Origin of the sequence: Paenibacillus sp. CF095 (assembly GCF_900101225.1) — a bacterium.
Taxonomy (GTDB): Bacteria; Bacillota; Bacilli; order Paenibacillales; family Paenibacillaceae; genus Paenibacillus.
In genome coordinates, this window is record NZ_FMZN01000004.1 from 288,104 (window position 1) to 310,036 (window position 21,933).

24 protein-coding genes and 1 other annotated feature are annotated in these 21,933 nt (G+C 46.2%); of the genes, 11 read left to right on the forward strand and 13 right to left on the reverse strand.

The window, feature by feature from the left end; translation table 11 throughout:
• The 3 genes from BLS69_RS25765 to BLS69_RS25775 all read right to left on the reverse strand — a co-directional run bounded on the left by BLS69_RS25765 (window position 1) and on the right by BLS69_RS25775 (window position 3,789).
• Window positions 1-2,037: a peptidoglycan D,D-transpeptidase FtsI family protein gene (locus tag BLS69_RS25765; protein ID WP_091037911.1), complete on the reverse strand. Its 2,037-nt coding sequence runs from the start codon at window positions 2,035-2,037 to the stop codon at window positions 1-3.
• A gap of 105 nt (window positions 2,038-2,142) precedes the next feature.
• A complete protein-coding gene (locus BLS69_RS25770) occupies window positions 2,143-3,288 on the reverse strand; it encodes a transglutaminase domain-containing protein (protein ID WP_091037912.1) in 1,146 nt (381 codons plus the stop codon).
• 18 nt (window positions 3,289-3,306) lie between these two features.
• A complete protein-coding gene (locus BLS69_RS25775) occupies window positions 3,307-3,789 on the reverse strand; it encodes an ATPase (protein WP_174806458.1) in 483 nt (160 codons plus the stop codon).
• A 190-nt stretch (window positions 3,790-3,979) separates the two neighbouring features.
• Between BLS69_RS25775 and BLS69_RS25780 the strand changes: the two genes are divergently transcribed.
• Together BLS69_RS25780 and BLS69_RS25785 are read left to right on the forward strand one after the other, a co-directional pair.
• The gene (locus tag BLS69_RS25780; RefSeq protein ID WP_091037914.1) at window positions 3,980-5,155 is read left to right on the forward strand and encodes an MFS transporter; all 1,176 of its coding nucleotides are present in this window, start codon (window positions 3,980-3,982) and stop codon (window positions 5,153-5,155) included.
• Between the two features lie 521 nt (window positions 5,156-5,676).
• Entirely contained in the window at window positions 5,677-6,024 is a 348-nt protein-coding gene (locus tag BLS69_RS25785) for a toprim domain-containing protein (protein WP_062837991.1), read from the forward strand.
• A gap of 75 nt (window positions 6,025-6,099) precedes the next feature.
• Here BLS69_RS25785 and BLS69_RS25790 read toward each other — a convergent pair whose 3' ends face one another.
• A complete protein-coding gene (locus tag BLS69_RS25790) occupies window positions 6,100-6,711 on the reverse strand; it encodes an SCO family protein (RefSeq protein ID WP_091037915.1) in 612 nt (203 codons plus the stop codon).
• A 436-nt stretch (window positions 6,712-7,147) separates the two neighbouring features.
• Between BLS69_RS25790 and BLS69_RS25795 the strand changes: the two genes are divergently transcribed.
• Entirely contained in the window at window positions 7,148-8,128 is a 981-nt protein-coding gene (locus BLS69_RS25795) for a metal-dependent hydrolase (RefSeq protein ID WP_036605731.1), read from the forward strand.
• Window positions 8,129-8,244: 116 nt separating this feature from the next.
• Here BLS69_RS25795 and BLS69_RS25800 read toward each other — a convergent pair whose 3' ends face one another.
• Window positions 8,245-8,463 (reverse strand): alpha/beta-type small acid-soluble spore protein, encoded by a 219-nt coding sequence (locus BLS69_RS25800; protein ID WP_017692386.1) that lies wholly within the window; start codon window positions 8,461-8,463, stop codon window positions 8,245-8,247.
• Between the two features lie 120 nt (window positions 8,464-8,583).
• Between BLS69_RS25800 and BLS69_RS25805 the strand changes: the two genes are divergently transcribed.
• Complete coding sequence (locus BLS69_RS25805) at window positions 8,584-8,784, forward strand: hypothetical protein (protein ID WP_017692385.1); 201 nt, start codon at window positions 8,584-8,586, stop codon at window positions 8,782-8,784.
• A 115-nt stretch (window positions 8,785-8,899) separates the two neighbouring features.
• Here BLS69_RS25805 and trpS read toward each other — a convergent pair whose 3' ends face one another.
• On the reverse strand, window positions 8,900-9,892 hold the full coding sequence (gene trpS / locus BLS69_RS25810) for a tryptophan--tRNA ligase (RefSeq protein WP_036605729.1): 993 nt from the start codon (window positions 9,890-9,892) through the stop codon (window positions 8,900-8,902).
• A 75-nt stretch (window positions 9,893-9,967) separates the two neighbouring features.
• Window positions 9,968-10,234: a binding site (T-box leader), on the reverse strand.
• Window positions 10,235-10,479: 245 nt separating this feature from the next.
• Between trpS and BLS69_RS25815 the strand changes: the two genes are divergently transcribed.
• Together BLS69_RS25815 and BLS69_RS25820 are read left to right on the forward strand one after the other, a co-directional pair.
• Window positions 10,480-11,454, forward strand: coding sequence for an aldose 1-epimerase (locus BLS69_RS25815; protein ID WP_036673298.1), 975 nt, complete (start codon window positions 10,480-10,482; stop codon window positions 11,452-11,454).
• 204 nt (window positions 11,455-11,658) lie between these two features.
• Window positions 11,659-11,892, forward strand: a complete 234-nt coding sequence (locus BLS69_RS25820) for an alpha/beta-type small acid-soluble spore protein (protein ID WP_047841310.1) — start codon at window positions 11,659-11,661, stop codon at window positions 11,890-11,892.
• 85 nt (window positions 11,893-11,977) lie between these two features.
• On the opposite strand, the gene BLS69_RS25825 is transcribed toward BLS69_RS25820, so the two are convergent.
• Together BLS69_RS25825 and BLS69_RS25830 are read right to left on the reverse strand one after the other, a co-directional pair.
• Entirely contained in the window at window positions 11,978-12,388 is a 411-nt protein-coding gene (locus BLS69_RS25825) for an O-methyltransferase (RefSeq protein WP_091037917.1), read from the reverse strand.
• A gap of 275 nt (window positions 12,389-12,663) precedes the next feature.
• Window positions 12,664-14,463, reverse strand: a complete 1,800-nt coding sequence (locus BLS69_RS25830) for a M3 family oligoendopeptidase (protein WP_091037919.1) — start codon at window positions 14,461-14,463, stop codon at window positions 12,664-12,666.
• 339 nt (window positions 14,464-14,802) lie between these two features.
• Here BLS69_RS25830 and BLS69_RS25835 point away from each other — a divergent pair, with 339 nt between their 5' ends.
• Together BLS69_RS25835 and BLS69_RS25840 are read left to right on the forward strand one after the other, a co-directional pair.
• Complete coding sequence (locus tag BLS69_RS25835; protein ID WP_091037920.1) at window positions 14,803-14,973, forward strand: YycC family protein; 171 nt, start codon at window positions 14,803-14,805, stop codon at window positions 14,971-14,973.
• A complete protein-coding gene (locus BLS69_RS25840) occupies window positions 14,970-15,203 on the forward strand; it encodes a hypothetical protein (RefSeq protein WP_091037922.1) in 234 nt (77 codons plus the stop codon). Before BLS69_RS25835 ends, BLS69_RS25840 begins: the two co-directional genes overlap by 4 nt.
• Window positions 15,204-15,215: 12 nt before the next feature.
• On the opposite strand, the gene BLS69_RS25845 is transcribed toward BLS69_RS25840, so the two are convergent.
• From BLS69_RS25845 to BLS69_RS32325, 3 genes are all read right to left on the reverse strand, one after another.
• Complete coding sequence (locus BLS69_RS25845) at window positions 15,216-15,947, reverse strand: DUF2225 domain-containing protein (RefSeq protein ID WP_091037923.1); 732 nt, start codon at window positions 15,945-15,947, stop codon at window positions 15,216-15,218.
• Between the two features lie 43 nt (window positions 15,948-15,990).
• Entirely contained in the window at window positions 15,991-16,368 is a 378-nt protein-coding gene (locus BLS69_RS25850) for a globin domain-containing protein (RefSeq protein ID WP_036605723.1), read from the reverse strand.
• Between the two features lie 244 nt (window positions 16,369-16,612).
• Entirely contained in the window at window positions 16,613-16,777 is a 165-nt protein-coding gene (locus BLS69_RS32325; protein WP_155984997.1) for a hypothetical protein, read from the reverse strand.
• Window positions 16,778-16,930: 153 nt separating this feature from the next.
• Between BLS69_RS32325 and ylbJ the strand changes: the two genes are divergently transcribed.
• Both ylbJ and BLS69_RS25860 read left to right on the forward strand, forming a co-directional pair.
• Entirely contained in the window at window positions 16,931-18,187 is a 1,257-nt protein-coding gene (gene ylbJ / locus BLS69_RS25855) for a sporulation integral membrane protein YlbJ (RefSeq protein WP_091037925.1), read from the forward strand.
• A gap of 100 nt (window positions 18,188-18,287) precedes the next feature.
• Entirely contained in the window at window positions 18,288-19,091 is an 804-nt protein-coding gene (locus tag BLS69_RS25860) for an NAD kinase (protein WP_036673293.1), read from the forward strand.
• A gap of 28 nt (window positions 19,092-19,119) precedes the next feature.
• Here BLS69_RS25860 and BLS69_RS25865 read toward each other — a convergent pair whose 3' ends face one another.
• Window positions 19,120-19,539: a YutD family protein gene (locus BLS69_RS25865; protein WP_249912809.1), complete on the reverse strand. Its 420-nt coding sequence runs from the start codon at window positions 19,537-19,539 to the stop codon at window positions 19,120-19,122.
• Between the two features lie 14 nt (window positions 19,540-19,553).
• Entirely contained in the window at window positions 19,554-20,453 is a 900-nt protein-coding gene (gene lipA / locus BLS69_RS25870; protein ID WP_017692371.1) for a lipoyl synthase, read from the reverse strand.
• Between the two features lie 240 nt (window positions 20,454-20,693).
• On the opposite strand from lipA, the gene BLS69_RS25875 reads away from it, so the two are divergent.
• Complete coding sequence (locus tag BLS69_RS25875; RefSeq protein WP_091037927.1) at window positions 20,694-21,764, forward strand: M23 family metallopeptidase; 1,071 nt, start codon at window positions 20,694-20,696, stop codon at window positions 21,762-21,764.
• The last annotated feature ends 169 nt before the right edge of the window (window positions 21,765-21,933 follow it).

The following is a 21,933-nucleotide window of genomic DNA, read 5'->3' on the forward strand; positions in this document are numbered from 1 at the left end:
TCACTGTGTGCCTGATTCCGATTCTGAATCTTTATTTTTGTCTTTTTTCGGTACACCGTCGAGACCGAATTCCTCGTCATAGGCATCGAAGATCGCACGTGCAACCGGAGCCGCACTGCTCGATCCAAAGCCCCCTTCGGGGATAACCACAGCGACAGCAAGCTTTGGATTATTACGTGGTGCATAGGCGATAAATACACCGTTATCCACCAGTTTACCGCCTACTACCTGTGTCGATGTTCCTGTTTTTCTGGCAAAGTCATAAGGGAATCCGCTAAATGCAGATACCTCGGTTGCCATGCCTCGTTGTACTTCATTCCAGTAGGCATCGTTAAACTCCACCGTGCTGAGTACCTTCGGTTTTACTTTCTCGACCACGTTGCCTTCCGAATCCCGGAACTCTCTAACCAGTTGTGGCTCCATCCGCTTTCCTTTGTTCGCCAGCATTGTCGTGTACTGTGCTAACTGCATGGTTGTGTATTTTCCCTGCTGTCCAAAGGAACCATACACGAGACGAGTCAACGAGCTTTCCGTGTCGTTCATGTAATCCCGTATGCCCAGGAATTCATTCGGCAGATCAACCCCTGTAGATACCCCAAGGCCAAACTGCTTCATGTATTCATCCCATTTGTCAATTCCGGTCGCACCGTATTTTGAGTACATCTTCTTCCCAATCTCATCAATCATGAATACGTTCGAGGAATGACGAATCGCATCACGAGGATACATTGCACCATACACATGCCCTGATGAGTTCTGCACTCTGCGATTGTCCCCACCAAAGGTCGTTGAACCTCTATCCGAATAAACCGTATTGGTAGTGAAGAAACCTTCTTTCAAACCGATCAAGACACTAAGCGGTTTGATGGTGGAACCGAGTAACACGATCGATTCAGCTCGCTTTTTAGAGTCATCCGGAGGGAATGAACGAATCGTACCATTTTGATACACATATTTGATATCATCATACTGATCATTTGTGATACTGCCTGTTCTCCAGATGTTGGTATCATAATCTGGCATACTGGCAGCAGATACGATTTTCCCCGTATCCACTTCCATCGCAACCGCAAATCCGGTCTTGGCATTGGGATGCAATCGACCGGAAACCTGATTTCGATGAAGCCAACTCAACTGATCCAGAATGGCCTGTTCTGTTTTCACCTGGACGTTCTTGTTAATGCTGGAAATCAGGTCGTAACCTTTCTGCGGCGGTGTAGAACCTGCTACACCTTCAGGCAAATTACGCAAATCAACATCAACGGATGTATATCCGCTTTTGCCGCGGAGAGCATCCTGATATTGCAGTTCCAGTCCATCAAAGCCTACAAATTCATTTTCCGTATACACCAGGCCCGGATCCGTTTGCGTTTTATTGGCCTCGTCCACCTCTTTGTATTTGTCCAAGGACTTCGAACTTCTGAACTTCTTCAGATAACCGATTGTCTGAACCGCTACCGTATCCGGATCGTAGAATCGTACACTCTCCTCGACGATCTGAATACCTTTGAACTCATCCTTATGTTGCAGGAAATAAGCGACTTCTCCCTCGGACAGATCACTCTTGATCAGACGCGGCATAAAACCGTTCGCTTTGCGGGAGTTCAAGTCCATCTCTTCAATAATTTTCTCCACTGTAAGTGACTCTGAATCCTTCAGCTTGTACTGTTCAAATACATCATGCAACCGGGTTGCAATATCCTGCACTTCCCCTATGTTAGGACTCGGTTTCCCATCAACATCCCCATAGTTTTTATACAGTGTCAAATAGAGAGACTGAATGGGCTTGGAATAAGCCAGCTTCACTTCACCTGTAGAATCATAGATCGTGCCTCTCACAGGAGGAAGCGGTACATCCTTGGTAATGTTACTTGCTTCTTCCTGACTAAGTTCAGGGCCCTCCACAAATTGCAAAAAGGCCAAGCGTACAATAATAACGCTAAAAATAACAAAGGAAGCGAAGAAAAATACGTTCATTCGGTAACTGAAGCGCCGTTTGTCTGTAAGTTCATCCTTCTCATTGGAATGCTTTTTCATCCATCCTACCTCTTTCATGACTTGATGCATACCACTCAAACTGATTCTTCGCGGCATGATAACCTGGCAACGTCGTCATATTCCGGACCCATGTCCATTGTAATGTTAAGCTGACTGATCCTTTAGATGGGTGTCGGCAAAATTCGGAGGATTAAACCAGTCTCCACTGATCGCCCATGTCGGGTCAAGCGGAACCCAGCTCTCGGAATCACTCAAATACACCTCATTCCACGCATGCGGACCGTACCCTCCCTGGCCGTTATAACCAAGTCCTGTAACAACTTTGACTTCAAGTCCTTGTGAACGGGCCATCACGGCATAGAGACGGGCATAATCAATACATACGCCTTTGCGTGTATCAAATGTATTCTGTGGATTCTGTTCATGCCATATGCCCTTTTGCTCATAGTCATCCACTTTACCATAGTCATACTGAATACGTGAACCTACCCAGTCGTATAGTGCTCTTGCTTTGGCTTCATCTGTCGATTGGCCTTTAACAATCTCACTCGCTGCAGATTCAATGTCCGTCGGAATATTGTGGTCGATAACTTCATATTTGCGTTGCAGGATGCCGCCCAGTTCCTTCTGCACAGCCTGCGTAAATACGGGAAGCTTGTCCTTGATAAACGTTCCAGACAACGGTTCGATAACCGATTTGGCCCCTTGCATATAGATCGGAGACGCCTCCACATATCGGCTGAACATACTCCCGGGATAAAGACTGACAATCATGAACAAGACTGCAATAACAATCATTCCGCGGACGGAGCCTATGATCGTGCCAATTAATGCACCCGTCAACCGACTAAACATACCTTTAGGCGCACTTTCCTCGGCTGACCCCTGCCTGCTGCTAAAAATAAATGAAGAGAGAAACCCGAGAATCAGTCGGATGAGTCCATAGCTTAATACAAATAATACAGCGAACCGCATTAGTGGAAAATCTGCAATCGCCGTAACCATCGTATAATACATCTGTTCCCACCGGTTCAACTCACGATTAGGCATGGCAGAAGCATACTCAGTCAGCCACTGCTGTACATATGGTGCAAGCCACAATGTTAAACCGATCGACAACAGAATACCAATGACCGCCATAATGCCATCCATCAGGAACCCAAAGAGTCTGCCTGCTGAACGCGAAGCCCCTCTGGACCAACCCTGCAATAATGAAGCAGCCACAATCAGCAACAGCATAATCGTGATGCCATTCAATTCCTTCAGGCTGTCCAGCCAATTCTGCAGCACGTACCGATTCCCCCTTTACTACGATGCTGGTGCTGTTTTGTTCTCCTGTGCCTGTTCGACAAACGTACGTATGGTTTCATTGTCGAGTTTCCATTCGCCAAGTGAAATTCCGCGGAAGGTCACATCAACTTTATCTGATTGAGTTCTTCCCTTAATTTCCACATTGGGACTTGTGATGGTGAACGCTCCATCCTGTCCTTTGACGTATTTCGCTTTGGAAGCTTCCTTAAGCATCATGCTGGTTGCTTCCTTCTTCAACGTGTCCATCGTACTGGATTGTACGTCTGTCACTGTCTGTTTGATCTGATCAATGGAGATGCCGCTGTATATCAGTAGAGCCGCAATAATGATGATGGCAATCGCCCATTTCAATACGGTTTTGACCACATTCAGAACAAAGAACAATATGATCAATGCAACCACGATCACCAGCCAGTTCTGCATCACAAACTCTTTGATTACTTCTATGTTCATGACTACACCTTCCGTATTAGAATTCATTCGTAACACTCCCGAATATTATACATGATTTCCGAAGCTGCTGTCAGCTAAGCCCTCTCCCTTAAAAATAAACGGTCTAAGTTCGTCCCGCCGGGCGTACAAGTAGTACCATGAGGTTCTGCCGGGCGAACGGGGAACACGTTCAAGACCTGTAGTTTGAACATGCATCGCTTAACAAGGAGGGGCTTATGTGAAAACGGCCATCTGGCTATACCTGTTTTTGTTCCTTGCCGTATTTGATTTGCACGCCCAGTATCCCATTCTGACCCCTTTTGCCATCTCGCTGGGAGCCGCCCCTACTTTCATTGGCTGGATGATGGGCATTTATTCCTTAACGCATCTTCCTGGCAATCTGATTGCTGGAACACAAATCGATAAACATGGCAGTCGCCGCTACATTGTATTCAGTCTGCTCGGAGCAGGATTGATCCTGCTCCTACAAGCCTATGTCCAGACACCATGGCAACTGCTGGCGCTGCGTTCCATCAGCGGTTTTGTACTGGCCTTCCTGTCTCCTGCATGTCTCGCCCTGCTTGCACAGTTATCCAGCGATCCGGTGAAACAGGGGAAGTATATGTCGGGTCACGGGGTAGTGCATACCCTCGCGTCTGTGGTATCGCCAGCAGCCGGTGCGATCATTGTGGGTTCCATGGGATTCTCTGCTACATTCTCAGGTTTGGGTTATTTGCTTATTCTCACAGGTGTCATTGCTTTCATGACGATGCCCCGTGGCATCATCAAGCAGCATGAGAGAGTAACTGAACCTGCCAAACCTGACGTTTCACCAGCAGATGCCACAAGTGCATTCCTGCCGGTGTCCTGGCGATACTTTGCCTTGCCGCTGGTGATTGCCTGTGCTCAAGGGATTCTCTTCTTCGAGTTGCCCCTTCGAGGAGGAGGGCATTCGTCCATCATGTCTACCGGCCTGTTATTTTCCGTAATCAGTATCGGAGCTCTCTTCACACTGAGCATGTTATTTCTCAACCGGTATTCCCCCAAACTGCGTCTGGTTGCGGGTGTGCTGTTAATGTCCTTGTGTTTTTTTGTAATGGCCGCCATTCCGCAAATCCCGTTGTCTACCGTATTATTTGTACTCGGGATGTCCAAAGGCATTATCTTTCCAGCTATGGCTACCCTATTTATCCGTCTGAGCGGAGGAAGCAGATTAGGCCGCATATTCTCGCTGCAATCCATCGCCACTTCCATAGGCTCTTTCATCGGCCCCATCACAGCCGGGCAACTTCGTGTTGGGTTATCACCCTATTTCATCGCGTTTCTTTTGTTAATGATTGGTATGCTACTGCTTCCATACTATACAAGCAGAGGTGAAGCTTCCCTTGCCGATCCCAAAACTATATTAAACTAAATTCCGATCAGTCTCTGTCTCCTTACCGTTATGGCATCAATTAGGCCAGTATTTTCATTAGCTTTGCATCATTCCCCCATTTACAGCTAAACTATATAAAATGGACTAACGTTTTACACACGAACGGAGCGGCCTAGGGATCATCAGCGCTGTCTTTAAGATTTCATTTTTTTCTTGAATACCGTCATCGGGTATGGATGATCATTGGAAGTAGTGAAGGGGACGGAATCGATTTTGAAGAAGCGATAGCGTTCGCCTTTGTCTCCATATTTCAACCTATAAAAAATTAATCAGAAATTTGGAGACAACAGCGATCGAAGGAACGATCCGTAACCGTAACGGCCACTCCTGATCAGAAATTAAACCCTGAGGTACGTGAAAAGAATTTAGAAATCAGAGGCGCTCCTATCCGCGTGGTGAACAGTGTAAAGAAAGGAGTCCATTTTATATAATCAGTCGATTTTCGCTGCAACATTTCCCGGGGAATGTCGACATAAGCTCTCGAACAAGAGGTGAATATCATGCCTATTCATGTCATTGTGGAAGGTAAGAATGACCGAAGCAAACTGAAACGTCTGGTTGGACCCGAAATCAACATTCTATGTACGTTTGGAACACTTAATTCCCTCAAGTTGGAGACCCTGCGCAAGCAAGTCGGTTATGATGAAGTCTTTTTATTTATGGATAATGACAGTTCCGGCAAAAAAATTAGAGGTGTACTTCGGGATGCTTTCCCGGATGCAGTACAGATGTATACACGACGAGGATATGCGGGTGTGGAAGGAACACCTGATGAGTATATCATTGCCCAGCTGGAAAAGGCCGGGTTAGAGACATACATCCAATACCCTGAACATCCTTCCTTTTAAAATGAAACACCAAAAGGCTGCCTTTGGGTTGATATCCAACCTGAAGGCAGCCTTTACAGTATGATGATCAGATGATTATTCGTTGATCAGATTGCGAATATCCTCGGCAATGACAGCTGGCACAACGTCCTCTGTATTAAATGCGTTATATACCTTGCGCAACTGGTTATTCTCATCCACCAACCCGATCATGTTCATATGGGCAAAATCGTCCTTATTCTCCCCTTCGATCAGGATCTGGAATGAATCCCTGGCGAACTGTTTGGTTTTGTCCATATCCCCTCGCAAGAAGTACCATCCGGAATAATCCGCGTGGAAGCGGTCCGCAAACGTCTTAATCTTCTCTCTTGTATCGACTTTCGGGTCGAATGAAATAGAGACAAATGAGACATCTTTACCGAAGGTGTCGTCCTCTTTCAACAGATCCTGCACCTGAGATAACGTAAAGGTCGTAATAGGGCAGACATCCGGACAACTGGTGAAATAAAAGTAGAACAATCGGACTTTCCCTTGAGTATCCTCCAGTGATACCGTACTGCCATCTACATTTTCCATAGAAAAGGATTGGATTTCACGAATCTCGGGTAATTTTTCCTTACTGGCAAATACGGTGCCCCACATCAGATACACAGCCATTATCAGTGCGAGCCCGAGCAGCATCCATGTCCATTTGTACTTTTTCAGCATCTTCCTCGTCCCTTCTGTATCTCCTCTTATGAATACGCATACATATGTGAACCTAAAATCACGTTTGTTTCGCTTCATCCATCTACTGTGACATATGTATTCAAAGAAACCTACTTTTTATGAGATTCTATATTATTGTAACGGTTTAAAGGAACAATGCCCATAAATTATTTTAGCGTTATATATCATTCGAATAGTATCGTACGTTCTCTGGCGATTTTTCTCACTGTATCCGATATAAAGTTTATCATAGGAACTGCCAAAATAGTTTGACAAACTACGTACATTTATTGGGTATGTCACAGGTAATTGTCATAACTTTGAAATTAGGGATGTTTTGCATCCTGACAGACGGATATTATACACTATATATGGGTATCACCTAGATAGAGAAGTAATATGCCTTAGAACGATACACCACACAAAGGAGACGTTTATGGATACCTCTACACATTTTGTCATGGGGATTGGTCTAGCCGGTCTGGCTTATGTCGATCCTGTTGTCGCGGCTAGTCCCATGCTTGCAGCTGCGGTAATGGTTGGCACGATCGCCGGTTCTCAGGCCCCAGACATCGATACTGCGTTACGTCTCAAAAGCAATTCGCTTTACATTCGGAATCATCGGGGCTTGTCACACTCTCTGCCATTTCTCCTGTTATGGGTTTTGCTCATCACCGGCGTCATTGCATTGATATTCCCTGGTGTCCCTATTGGACACGTTGCCACGTGGACCGCTGTGGCCGTAGGCTTTCACGTATTCACCGATCTGTTCAACACCTATGGAACCCAAGCCGCCCGGCCTTTTACGGAACGCTGGATCGCCTGGAACATCATTCATATTTTTGATCCGTTTCTATTCACTACACATGTCATAGCTATCCTGTTATGGGCCTTTGATCTGATCGCCCCTGCACCACTCTTCGTTACGTTGTATAGTTTGACCGGTTTATATTATATATGGCGAACGATTGCTCGTGCACAAGCAGTCAGAAAAGTAAGACGTCTCGACAACAGCCCAGAGCAGGCAAGATACATCGTCATTCCAACGATATCCTGGAACCGCTGGCATGTGGTTAAACGAGTTGAGGACGGCAGTTATGTGATCGGTAAAATGGATGGTTCTAACCTGGTATGGAGTCTGCACGCCTCGTCTTCTACTCATGCGGCCGTTGCTGCTTCACGCAAATCACCGGAAGTCAGTGCCTTCCTCTATTTCACCTCCTATGCGGTGGCAGAGGTTGAAGAACTGCCTGCCGGTTACAAGGTCCGCTGGGCAGATGTACGTTATCGACACCGGAAACAATATCCATTTGTCGCTGTAATTGTGATGGATCGGAATTTTGAAACGATTGATACGTATGTAGGCTGGTTAAGCGATGAGAAAATGGATAAAAAACTTTTATCTGCACGCCCTTGACGAAGTGAGCATGGCAAGGCACAATCAGACATAGGAACTGATACGCGAGAAAGCCCGGAGCGTTTCCGCTCCGGGCTTTCTGTTTATCCTGTTTTGTTGCTGTTGGTTAAAATAAATTATTTGCCAGACCCAGCCAGAGACTGCTCAGCGATTTGTACCAGACGTTTGGTGATATATCCACCCAAAGATCCTGTTTCACGGGAAGTGTAGTTACCATAGTAACCGTCTTGTGGGATAGTTACACCCAGTTCCTGTGCAGCCTCGATTTTCAATTGTTGCAGTGCTGAATTTGCCTGAGGTACCACCAAGTTGTTAGAACGAGATCCTTGAGCCATATTTATAATCTCCCTTCAATCTGTGTCTGTAATGTAATTGCAAGCTTGCAAGATTATTATGGCTCGTAGGCTACAGGTTATACGGAGTTTTACTAAATTTGTAGATGGAGGTTTTTCCCAATGAGTAAAGGCTTATCCTTATGGTTCGCATTCTCTTCGATTATCTTGTTAACGGTTTCAGCAATTATGATCTCCTACTCCGGTTGGTTTGCTGCACTACTGTTTGTCCTGTCCATTGCCAACATTGGCTGGGGATTTGTGATTCGCGCCAAAAAAGAACGTCAGGAAGTTCGCTCGGCTGCTTCAGAGCCCACTTCTTGAGCAGGTCATTTGATAGTTCAATAATGAACGCACAAATAAAGAGGAGTCCTTCAATAGGACTCCTCTTTATTTATGTTAACTATTCATTGCATGAAATGAAGATCTTTGTTCAGGACTACTGTTTACGTCTCGGAACAAATCCCATACGTTCTTTCACCGCATCCAACGTTTGAGCAGCAACTTCTTCTGCACGACGGGCTGACGTATCCAGAACATCCGCCAATTCGCCAGACTCACGAATCTCATTATATCGTTGTTGTAGCGGTTCAATCACAGATACAACCACTTCAGCCAATTCCTTTTTGAATGGACCGTACATCTTGCCTTCATAACGCTCAGCTACTTCCTTAAGCGTCATACCTGCACATTCAGCATAGATACTCATCAGATTGCTGACTTCCGGTTTGTTAGCCGGATCATATACGACTTCACGTCCCGAATCTGTAGTGGCACGGCTGATTTTTTTGCGAATCACATCCGGCGGATCCAGCAGGGCAATATAGCTGCCAGCATTAGGGTTACTTTTGCTCATCTTCGAAGAGGCATCGTCAAGTGACATCACCCGTGCACCTACCTGTGGGATATACGGATCTGGAATGGTAAAGTACTCCCCATAACGGTGGTTAAAGCGTCCTGCCAGATCACGTGTCAGTTCCAGATGCTGCTTCTGATCCTCACCTACTGGTACAAGGTCAGCATTGTATAACAAAATATCCGCCGCCATTAATGATGGATACACGAACAGTCCGGCACCAACGGAATCTTTACCGGATGATTTATCCTTAAACTGAGTCATGCGTTCAAGCTCACCCATGGAGGTCAGCGTTGTCATCAACCAGCCCAATTCAGCGTGCTGCGGTACATGGGATTGCAGAAATACGTTAGATTTCGACGGATCAATACCTGCTGCAATAAACAGTGCAGCTACCGCTTCCGACTGTTCACGTAATGCTGCTGGCTCCTGAGCCACGGTGATGGCATGAAGATCCACCACCATGAAATGACATTGATAGTCATGCTGGAGTTTTACAAAATTTTTGATGGCACCAATATAGTTGCCCAATGTGAGCTTACCGCTTGGCTGAATACCTGAAAGTACTGTTTTCATTGCACATAACGCCTCCCTGATTGTATATAAAAAAACTCCTGCCATTCTCTGCGAACGCAAAAAGGCCCCACATCCGCAAGGGACGTGAGACCGTGGTGCCACCCTTATTCGCTTTTCTTCGACTGCTCTGACCCTGAATCAAGTCAAGCCGAAGAAATGCCTTCATTGTTCCGTAACGTGGATTATACGGCAGACTCTAGTGGGGCAAGCCCATCTCTGGCTTAACCTGTTCAAACCTACACTCAAGGGTCCATTCGGTAAAGAGCTCACACCGGTTCACATCAACCACCGGCTTTCTGAAGAGGATTCTCTTGGCCTACTTATCCCTGTCATCGATTTCTTGTCATTCAATTCTAATAAATGCTTTCAGAGTTCCATCTTAATGCGCACAGGCGCGAATGTCAAAATGAGTTGAACTTTTTTACCCGAGACATCAAAATCTGTTATGATGGAATTGCTTATCCTGTTGCCTGCTTCACACGAAATAGCGCAGGAAATAGCTGGCATGTACACAACGACACGCCTGCAGCAGTAGCTTCATCACAACTGCTTGCAGACAGATTTCAAGTGGGAAAAGGAGCATCGATATGAAACAAGTGACCAAAGGCCAATGGAATGGTTACGACACGTATATCCTACATAGCCGTGAATTGGAAATCACCCTGCTGCCGCGTCTTGGAAATAATATTATTTCTATTCGCGATTTAGTGCAGGACAGAGATGTCGTCCGCCGTCCGGATGAAGACGATCTTGCCTTTTATCTGCAGAAGCCGTACCATTTTGGCGTTCCTCTCCTGATTCCACCAGGGCGCATTCATCGTGGACAATTCGAATATGAAGGCGTTCGTTACCAGTTCGATCAGAACACGGCGAATGACAACCATATTCACGGTCTCCACCGTACCCAATCCTGGTGTGTCAGTGACATTGAGGAAGATGAAGACGGCTGTGCAATTACGACTGAATTACTGACCGAAAATGAAGAGCATTGGATGGCTCAATTCCCGATTCCCCTGAAACTTGAGATGACGTTCAGTCTGCAAAACGCTGTATTTAGCCAGCGTCTGCGAGTCACCAATCTGAGCTCGACACCTGCTCCTTTTGGGATGGGATATCATACATGGTTTTTGTTAGACGGCAAACCTGCCGACTGGACACTGCAACTGCCTGTTTCCGGAATATACGGACAGAATGAAGAACAATTACCGACAGGTGAACTGGAGTCCCTGGGCGAATGGTCTGCTCTTAACGAAGGCATCAATTTGCAGGGACGTAACTGGGATACCCTGTTGAAAGCTACCGAAGGTGAACCGGCTACGGCTTACTTACGCAGGCAAGATGGATATACATTGAAATATTCAGCAGATGAAGCATTTTTCAAACATTGGGTTCTCTTTACCAAAGGTGAATCCGATCAGTTCTTGTGCATTGAACCGTACACTTGGCTCCCGGATGCACCTAATTTGGCTTTATCGGATGAACAAACCGGGTTGATTCGCTTGGAACCGGAACAGCCTGTTGAGTTATTTACACGTATTGAGGTTATACCTCCTACAGACTAAACGAGCTGATCATCCTCTATTTTGCTTTTACGCTATCACCATATATTTGGATATCCAAATACAACTTGCCGACCCGCATTGGGTCGGCTTTTTTATGTGTCCTGTGCACTGATATTTATCCATATTTTTCCTTACGCCATATCATGTATATTTCCTTATTCTCTAACCATACTAACATCACCAACCCATAAGGAGGTGACACATATGTACGGAAGTCAAAACCAAGGTAGCGGTAGCCGCTCCAATAACCTGGTCGTTCCCCAAGCAACAGCAGCATTGCAACAATTAAAAATTGAAGCTGCTCAAGAGCTGGGTGTAACTATTCCACAAGATGGTTACTACGGTAACTATACTTCCCGTGAGACAGGTTCTCTGGGTGGATACATCACTAAACGTCTGGTGCAAATCGCTGAGCAGCAATTATCGGGTCGTTCGTAAGCTCGTAATTATTGCTTGAGCCTAAGCAGAATCCAAAAGTAAAAGCGGCCTTCTTCGGAAGTGCCGCTTTCTCTTGTGCAACTAATTAGGAGGTCGACTCCATATCTGAATCCTTGTATGTATTGGTTCTAGGGTAACGAATCATCAGGCTTGCCATATTGTAATTAGACTCCATTGTTGCATCTACCAAAATCATACCTTGTCTTACTGTGAAGTCGTATGATATCTCGCCATGCGTCCAATTGCGTTTGAATTTCAACGTCTCCAGTGCCATTGCCCGGAAAGAAGTTCTCTGGGTTTTGTTTAGCCCCCCTTCCTCCACATCCATCTGCCCATCTCGTCCAGCTATCGGATTATGTCGAATACCGAATTTCCCAATTACGTTGTTTCGTATTTGCACAAAAACTACCCCTGAATCTAACCCTGATAACTCATGATCAAGTTCTTTGAATACCAGATCCAACTGTCTCGCTAATGAAAGCTCATCAATTTTCATATTAACACTCTCCTTATATGCTTATAGTCCTATACATCAAGGACTTACGACTCATTATATGGCATCATATGTGCTCATTCAACAAACAAAGTCAAAGTTGGGTATTTCTAACTATTATTTGCACAATTAATTGCCATTCCACTCCCTTAAACTGAGCTTTTTCACTCAATTACGACAAAATCTTCGAGAATCGAAAATGAGGACTCAGTACAAAAAGAGGCTGCAATCCCGTGTCTGTTAACAGGGGATTGCAGCCTCTTTCATATATATTCAACCTATTTTTCGGTCGCCGTCATCTGTAGAAACTGCTCAATATCGGCAATAACCAAGTCCGCAGCATTTTGCCAGAATTCCGGTTGTGTCAGGTCTGTACCCAGATGTTTCTGGGCAAGTTCTTCGACCGTCATACGCCCTGTATCCCGCAACAAATCATCATATTTATCTGCAAATGCTGTACCTTCCTGCTGCGCTCTTGCATAGATTCCCGCACTAAACATATAACCAAACGTGTATGGGAAATTATAGAATGGCACACCAGTCAGATAGAAATGCAGTTTGGATGCCCAGAAATGAGGATGATCTGATGCAAGTACACCGCAGAATGCTTCCTGCTGCGCCTCCACCATTAATTTGGATAATTCATCCGCGTTGACCAGGCCTTTTTTGCGTTGTTCATAGAAACGATTCTCAAACAGGAACCGGGCATGGATGTTCATAAAGAAAGCCACACTTCGCTGTATCTTGTCTTCCAGCAAAGCTAGCTTCTCTTGCTCATCTGTTGCCGCCTGCACCAGGGCATCTGCTACAATCAGTTCAGCAAACGTGGATGCTGTCTCAGCCACATTCATCGCATAACGTTGATTCAATGCAGGCAACTCTTCCATAATGTGTTGATGATAACCATGACCAAGTTCATGCGCAAGAGTCGACACATTAGATGGTGTCCCGGAGAAGGTCATGAAAATTCGGGTTGCTTTGCTAAGTGGCAAAGACGTACAGAATCCGCCTGGACGCTTGCCAGGACGGTCTTCTGCTTCGATCCAGCGTTTCTCAAAAGCCATCTCTGCAAACGAGGAAAGTTTAGGACTGAACTTGGCAAACTGTTCAACAATATTGATGGCTGCCTCATCATAAGTGATTTTGCCACTCGATTTACCTACAGGTGCATCTACGTCGCTCCAGCTGAGCTTGTCTACCCCCAGCAGTTCTGCCTTGCGCTCCAGATATTGAACAAGCGCAGGTTTGGCACCATTAATCACATCCCACATCGTATCCAGTGTCTGACGTGACATCCGGTTGATAGCCAGAGGTTCTTTGAGGATATCATCCCAGCCACGTTTCTCATATAACTTCAGACGGAATCCCGCGAGGTGATTCAGCGTGTCAGCGCAGAAATCTTCAACATCGGTCCAAGCCTGCTCCCAGTTTGCGAATACCGTCTCACGTACATTCCGATCACTATCGCTCAGCTTGTTGGCAGCCTGTCCTGCGGAGAGCATCACCGTTTCCCCATCTTGCTCAAATGGAATGTTCACCTTGCTGACGATCGTGTTGTAGAATTTGCCCCAACCATGGTAACCATCTACACCAAGATCCAGAGCAAGACCTTCCAGTTCAGGCGACAGCTTCTCACGAGCCAGCGTGCGACTCTCGTTCAGTACAAATGCCAGCGGCTGAATATCTTCCCGAGCAATCCAAGCGTCCCACACCGAATCTGATGTCTGACTGAGTGTATTATCGAACTTCGATTTACTGCCGTTCAGCATCGCACCAAGGGAACTGATGGCGCCTTGAAGCTGCGTTGCCTTTTTGTCCTTCTGGTTTTGCGATGAGAGGCAGGATACAAACGCAGAACCTTCCGATACGCGCATATAACAGCTTTGCAGCAGTTCCAAAATCGGATCAAATGCAGCCGTCTCTTCTAATGAAGTCGGTGCAAGTGTTTCGTTCAACAGATGTTGCAGTTTACGTACATCCTCTTCCAGTTCAATCAGATACGCAGCAAATGTCTCGGAGGAAGAACCTCCACTAAAAATGGACTCCAGATCCCATACGGGGTGTAATGGCGTTTTCATTTAATAAGGCACCTCTCTCTATAAATTGGATGGTTAGGATTGAATTAAAAATTGGTTTTCTGTGTGCTGTATCTCTATACTAGAGAAATAGCTACAGAGGTTGTTCAAAAAGTCCACTTTTGATTACGAATCATGCCTAACGGCATCATCAGCATCGAATATGAAATTCAGCCGAAATAAGCGGATGCTTACGAAGGTTGTTTCCTTTGGAAACAATGTAGTTGCTCACGTAGTTTGCCTACGCTCCGCTACTCCATTTCTAGCTTCATTCCATCTTCTCGGTACTGAAAACCAGACTTTTTGAACATGTATTTATAGTAACTTTCAGGAGGTAAACGTATGAAACCTTTACAAGTATCGGCTGATACAGCCGTCAAATTAGCAGAATCCCTGGGCGTACCTTTGGAGCACCTGATGCACATGCCCCAACATATCCTGATGCAGAAGATTGCGGAACTCGCCAAACAAGAATCCTCCAAACCTTCCGCACCAGAAGGCGAACAAGAATGATTCCATTTGAGAACAGCTGGCCTTACGATATTGTGATGGGAGACATCTATGTACAGCAATGTCCCTACTGTCATGCAAGCAACGTGCTGCTCCCCCTCAAACCAAAAGAGCTTGTGCTCATTCGCGAAGGCAAAAAGAAATTACTGGTCTTTCCCTGCTGTAATACAAGCATGACCGTGATCGACAACGACAGTGACTATTTGTTATCCAACCGTCCTGTCCGTAACTAATGCAAGATCAACTTAGAGGGGGCTGCGCTTCGCAGCCTCTTTGTCTGTTTCCAGCATCTCTTCAGGGAGTTCCAACTTACTTGAAATCATCTGCTCACGCAGCACAGCCCACTGTTCCCTTGAAGCACGAATCATGGCCGCATCAGTGATCCGCTTGTCATGAATGACCTTGCTGAACCATTGCACTGCTTCATTAAACCGTCCTACCCTACGGTTCAATTCCCCGAGCAAATACAACAGTTTGGCTTCATTGCCACCCGTTCCTTCACGTTCGAACACCTTCACATAGGCTTCAAGGCTAAATTCAAGAAAACGATGTTCCTGTGCATGGTCTTCCATATAACGATACAACCAAGCTATATGATGCAACAGACCAGCGACGACACGATCTTTCTCCTGGATAACCTGTGCGCATAACAAAGCAAGCTTGTACGTAGCCAGCGCCTGGTCCAGTGTCCGTGCTCCGCTATAATCACGTTTTACCCAGCGATTACCGACCTGTTCCTTAAAAGCCTTGCGCTGAGCATCATTCAAATGCTCCGTTGCGTTCTCCGTGGAGGCAAACCCGCACTGCGGACAGATTCGAACCACATAAAAATCTGGATTCTCCAGCTTGTAGTACGCACAAAAATCCGAATCCGTCCGGTAGGGCCTTTTCAAACTCGGTCTTACCCGAGAGGTTTCATACTCGGTTTCGCAATAATGACAGGTCACCTTCACCTTATATAGCGGCTCTAATTCCAATCTCTTCCATCCCTCTCCCGTACGCTTATAATCATATTCGGAACTACGGTGTATTCACAAAATGATGTGCAGGCCCAGATAAACGCTGCAGGATAAATGAATGCAAGGGCTCCTCCACACCGATCTGTGTTAAGGCTTGGTCCATACACGCAAGCCACGCCTCAGCCCGTTCAACCGTCACTTCAAAATGCATATGACGGGCACGCATCATCGGGTGTCCAAACGCCTCGGAAAACAGCCCTGGTCCTCCAAAAAACTGAGACAAAAACATATACTGCTTGTCGATGACCGGCTGAATATCTTCCGGGAAAAGCGGAGCCAGCTGCTCATTCTGCTGAACGATCGGATAGAAAGCCTCGACCAGTGCGCGAACACCTTTCTCACCGCCAAGATTGTCATAAATACTCAAACTGGGATTCATTCGTCTGATTCCCCTTTCTGATGTCGAATTTTGCCATATATTACACGTTCCGTGAACATTGTGAAAACAGTAACAATATCCAGGCCCCAAAAGCCTTTATCTCCATTCTATCAAAAAAAACCAAAAAGTCCTATATAACATGAAATCATCAGCACATGTAACCTGCCATCTGTATATAGGACTTCTTCAAAACATAACACAAAAAAAAGCGCCAACCGCATAGGTAGGCGCACTAGATATTCCATTAATAACTCCGCCAGTCCTCTTCCTCAGAGCGTACCAGCGAGGCACGTATCACATATACAAAAGCACAGACCAGGATTCCGGTGACAAGACTCATGATCATCACTCCATCCGAATTGAATTCCACCTTGGAGACAATTAGGTGACGTTCAGGCGTTTTTCTCATTTTAGCATACATCACTCAAAAACACAGCCACTTTTGCAAGCGCTTTCTACGTATAATTTTGTACTGTTTGTCCACTTTTTTTCATATATTGATGGCAATAGACATCACAGACTTCCGCACACCGACCATTCCAAAAATAAAGGAGAAGAATTCATGGCTGCTTCACAACGACTCACCCATGTCCTGGTCACACTCGCTCTCCTGATCCTTTGTGTGTTAATGGTCTTGTATCCAGCGGAAACCTGGCATGCAGGTGTACGCGGACTGTCCATCTGGTGGGACGTATTGTTTCCCTCCCTTTTTCCTTTTTTGGTGCTGTCCGAGCTGCTGCTCGGCTTTGGCATTGTTCACTTTCTAGGTACCTTACTGAATCCACTGATGCGTCCATTGTTTCGTGTTCCCGGAAGCGGTGGTTTTGTATTTGCCGTAAGCTGTGCATCCGGTTATCCTACAGGGGCAAAACTGACCGCTCAGTTATGGGAACAAAAGCTGGTTACCCGGGAAGAAGGAGAACGGCTCGTTGCCTTCACGACATCATCCGATCCGATCTTTATGATTGGAGCCGTATCGGTTGGGTTCTTCCATAATGTCGCCATCGCTCCAGTATTGGTTGCGAGCCATTACGCTGCAGCTTTTCTGGTGGGTATGCTCATGCGTTTTCACGGGGGTACAGCAAAAGGCTCACAGCCAGACATCTCTTCTGCATCTCCATCGGAGGAGACACCTCGAAACAGACTGGTACGGGCCATCTATGCGATGCATGAAGCCAGAAAGGCTGACGGACGGGAATTCGGTGAACTGCTGCGCCAGGCAGTCTCCTCATCCCTTCGCCTTATTATTATCGTAGGAGGGCTGGTTGTATTCTTCTCGGTCATGATGGAGCTGCTTGTACAGACCGGTTGGCTTGGCGGATTATACGGGATAACCGAGCAATTGTTACGACATAGCGGACTGCCTCCATCCTTATCTCCTAGCTTGGTCGGTGGGCTGTTTGAAGTAACGCTGGGGAACAAAGAGGCTGGGAGTGCCGGGGCATCCATCCCACTCGTCTATAAAGTAGCAGCAGCAGCCTTTGTTCTCTCCTGGGGTGGATTATCCGTCCATGCACAGATTATGAGTGTTCTTAGCAACACACCCATGAGATACGGTCCATTTCTATTTGCCAGAGCGATTCATGCGCTAATCGCACCTGTGCTGGTCCTGCTGTTATGGACACCCATGATGGGGCGTTCCTCTTCACCCGTTCTCATGGAGCCCGGTTTCATCCCATCGTTATCAACATATACACCGGACTGGGGACTGATCTTTTTGTCCGGAATGATTGTTTTTGTAAGCCTCATCGTGTTGTTGTTATTCCTTGCGATATTAAGTTCCATTCTCAAGCCTAGACGACATGCCAAAAATAAGTGAACGATTCATCTATATTTAACGGAATATGCGCCCAAACGTTGTGTTCTTTCGCGGAATTGATTATCATCGGTAGTATAATGACCACAAAGGAGCTTTCATCTTGAGATACTATGTTCAAGACCGCGGAGACCAGTTATCGATTGATCTCAGTCAGCAGTTTCATGCGCTGGCGAAGGAAGAAGGGTTCAAGCTGGATGCAGAATCGCCGGAGATTGTTATCTCCATCGGGGGCGATGGTACGATGCTACAGGCATTTCACAATTTCATCGACCGCATTCCGGATATTGCTTTTGTTGGGGTTCATACAGGCCATCTCGGCTTTTACGCCGATTGGAAGAAGGAAGAATTACGCGAGTTAGTCAGGCTGATGAGTGGCAAAGGAGATCCGGAACGTCTCAAACCACGCATTGTACAATACCCGCTATTGGAGCTTGAGATTCGGAAAAAGTCAGGGAATTCCTCTTACATCGCCCTTAATGAATTTACGTTAAAAGGTGTAGACGGTACCGTCGTGGCCCAGGTCGATATTAACGATGTGACATTTGAGATGTTCCGTGGGGATGGCATCTGTGTATCCACGCCATCAGGCAGCACCGCATACAACAAGGCCCTTGGCGGTGCCATGGTTCATCCAACCATCGAGGCCATTCAGATTGCGGAGATTGCATCGATTAATAACCGGGTCTATCGGACACTTGGTTCACCGGTTATTTTGCCCAAGCATCATCATTGTGATATTTTCTCCCGCAAGGATCAGCGGTTATTGATGACCATTGATCATGTGAATGTGATGGTGGAGGATCTGATCTCCGTCCGTTGTCAGGTATCCAGTCACAAGGTCAGTTTCGCGCGTTTCCGCCCTTATCCATTCTGGAACCGGGTTCGCACGGCATTTCTTGACTAAAATAAACACACCAAAAAAGCGGTCCTTCTCAGGAACCGCTTTTTGCTTTGGCTTGAGGCTGATCTTTGCTCTTCTGAAGCACAAAGTACGCACAGCCAAAGTTACAATATTCATTGATATAATCCACCATACTGGCGATCGTGGAATCCTTTGTCGCTTTCGGATGGTTATCACGGTAAAAACCTTTTAACCTTAACTGGCTATAACCCCAGTCTCCGATAATATAATCATAACGCTCCAGCACTTCACTGTAACGATCACGGAAAACCTCTGGATTCCAGCCTTCTTTGTGGTTCTGGACGATTTCATAATTTTTGCCGCCGATCTGTACAATGACCGGTTCTTTGGGCTTTTCTTCAACTGACTCAACAACCGATTCTTGAACCGGCTCCTGGATCTGTTCCTGAAGTTTGTCCTGAATCTGTTCTGTGTTTTTTTCTTCTTCCAATCCGGTATCCTCCATCACGCGTGTGTTGCCGCCTGTTCAGCATGTTTGGTAGCCGATTTCACCTGTTCATGCGCATGGTAGGAGCTGCGTACCATCGGGCCAGATTCGACGTGGCTGAACCCACGTTTTAATCCTTCCTGTTTTAATGCAGCAAACTCCTCTGGCGGATAATACTTTTCAACATACAGATGTTTCTCCGATGGCTGCAAATATTGACCAATCGTCATAATATCACAGTTCACCGCACGAAGATCATCCATTGTTGATAAAATTTCATTATATTCCTCACCTACACCAAGCATAATGCTTGATTTCGTTGGGATGTTAGGTTGCATTTCTTTGGCACGAGCAAGCAATTCCAGTGAACGTTTATATTTTGCCTTGGCACGCACTTTGTCTGACAACCGCTCAACCGTCTCGATATTGTGATTCAGGATGTCCGGTTTGGCATCCATTACAATCTGCAAAGATTCCCGATCGCCCAGAAAGTCTGGAATGAGTACTTCAACGCTGCACAATGGCAACCGCCGTCGCACGGCCTTTACCGTCTCTGCAAAGATCGTAGCTCCCCCGTCTTTCAGATCGTCACGGGCTACACTTGTAATTACGCAGTGTTGCAGATTCATCTGCTCTGCTGCTTCAGCCACACGTTCTGGTTCCTGCAAATCAAGCTCCGTTGGCAAGCCTGTATTCACCGCGCAAAAACGGCATGCCCTTGTGCAAATATCGCCCAAAATCATAAAAGTGGCCGTTCGATTGGCCCAGCATTCATAAATATTCGGACACCGCGCTTCCTCACATACCGTATGCAGCGTTTTGGAACGCATCATCGTTTTCATTTCCTGATAGTTATCGCCGGTTGTCAATTTGATCCGAATCCAATCCGGCTTCGGTTCTTTAACACGTTTAGCCAATGCATAAACCTTCTTTCTACTGAAGTTAGGCTGTTGCTCGGAACATATTATACCATGAAAGCGCTGGAAAAACCCCCATTTGTCACATCTTGTGCATTCATGCCCGATATGGACAAGTTGTATAATTCGATTCCCCCCAAGAGCTTACATGGATAAAATGAGAACTTTTGAAGAACGCTAACCTTTAGCTTGGTTCATCGGGTACCTTGTATCATTCTAATGGAAAGGGGCTGCTTCCCAGTGCAACAACGCTTGACCTTCAGGCACACGTACCGCTTTTGGATCAAAACATTACTTGCAGTTACTCTGCTTCTCCCATTCTTGCCTGTTGAAGTTTACAGTGAACCCGCCCAGGCCACTCCCAAACCACAGGCTGCCGAGTTAAAACCCGCAGAAATTTTCACTGCACGTCGCCATTTATATGAAACCATCGGTCAGATGACCCAGATTCCCTGGTACAGGCTTGCTGCCATTGATCAGTATGAACGAACGATTACTCGCGCGCATCCAAAGGATCGCAAACATCCGGAGCGGCTTACGGGTATCTTCATGACCCCTCCGGCCTGGAGAGGATGGCTAAATCCCGATGAGACGGATCAACATCCGGAATCCATTCTTTTTTTCAAAGGATATGGACGTGATGGTTCAGGAGACGGTATAGCAGATGCCAACAATGATCAGGATGTGCTGTACAGCATGGCTTCTGTTATTCAAGGTTACGGGAACAAGCAAGAGGACTTCAACATTGCCTTGTGGGAATATTATCACAATTCCCGTGCTGTGCAACGGATACAGCAATTCGCGAAGTTATATGAGCATTTTGACAATCTGGATCTATTCGGACATGCCTTTCCAGTCCCGCTTGGAACCAACTACTCCTATCGCAGTACCTGGGGGACAAAAAGAAGCTGGGGTGGTTATCGCATTCATGAGGGAACAGATATTTTTGCTCCGCATGGCCTGCCTGTGCGCAGTACCTGTTACGGGGTCGTGGAAATCAAAGGCTGGAATCCGTTTGGCGGCTGGCGCATCGGAATTCGGGATTTGAACAACCATTATCACTATTACGCCCACCTCTCGGGTTTTGACAAAAGTGCACGCATTGGTGAAGTTGTGATCCCTGGTCAGGTTGTAGGTTGGGTTGGCAGTTCAGGTTACGGGAAACCTGGGACACAGGGCAAATTCCCTCCACATCTGCACTATGGGATCTACCGGGACAGCGGACTGCACGAATGGTCGTTCGATCCTTATCCACAGCTGAAACATTGGGAACAGGATGAACGCAAACAAAAGAGCAAGAAAAGTAAGTGAGACGAGGATATGCTCTGTACGTGGAAGCAATTTGCAGTACACCACATGTCTTGACCCAAACCTGTAAATTGGCGGGATTAAGTCGATTCTCTTCGGCTCAGAGTACGATAAGTATTGGAAAAAGGGACCTCTTAGATAGAGGTCCCTTTTTCGCTTTGCTTTAGATATT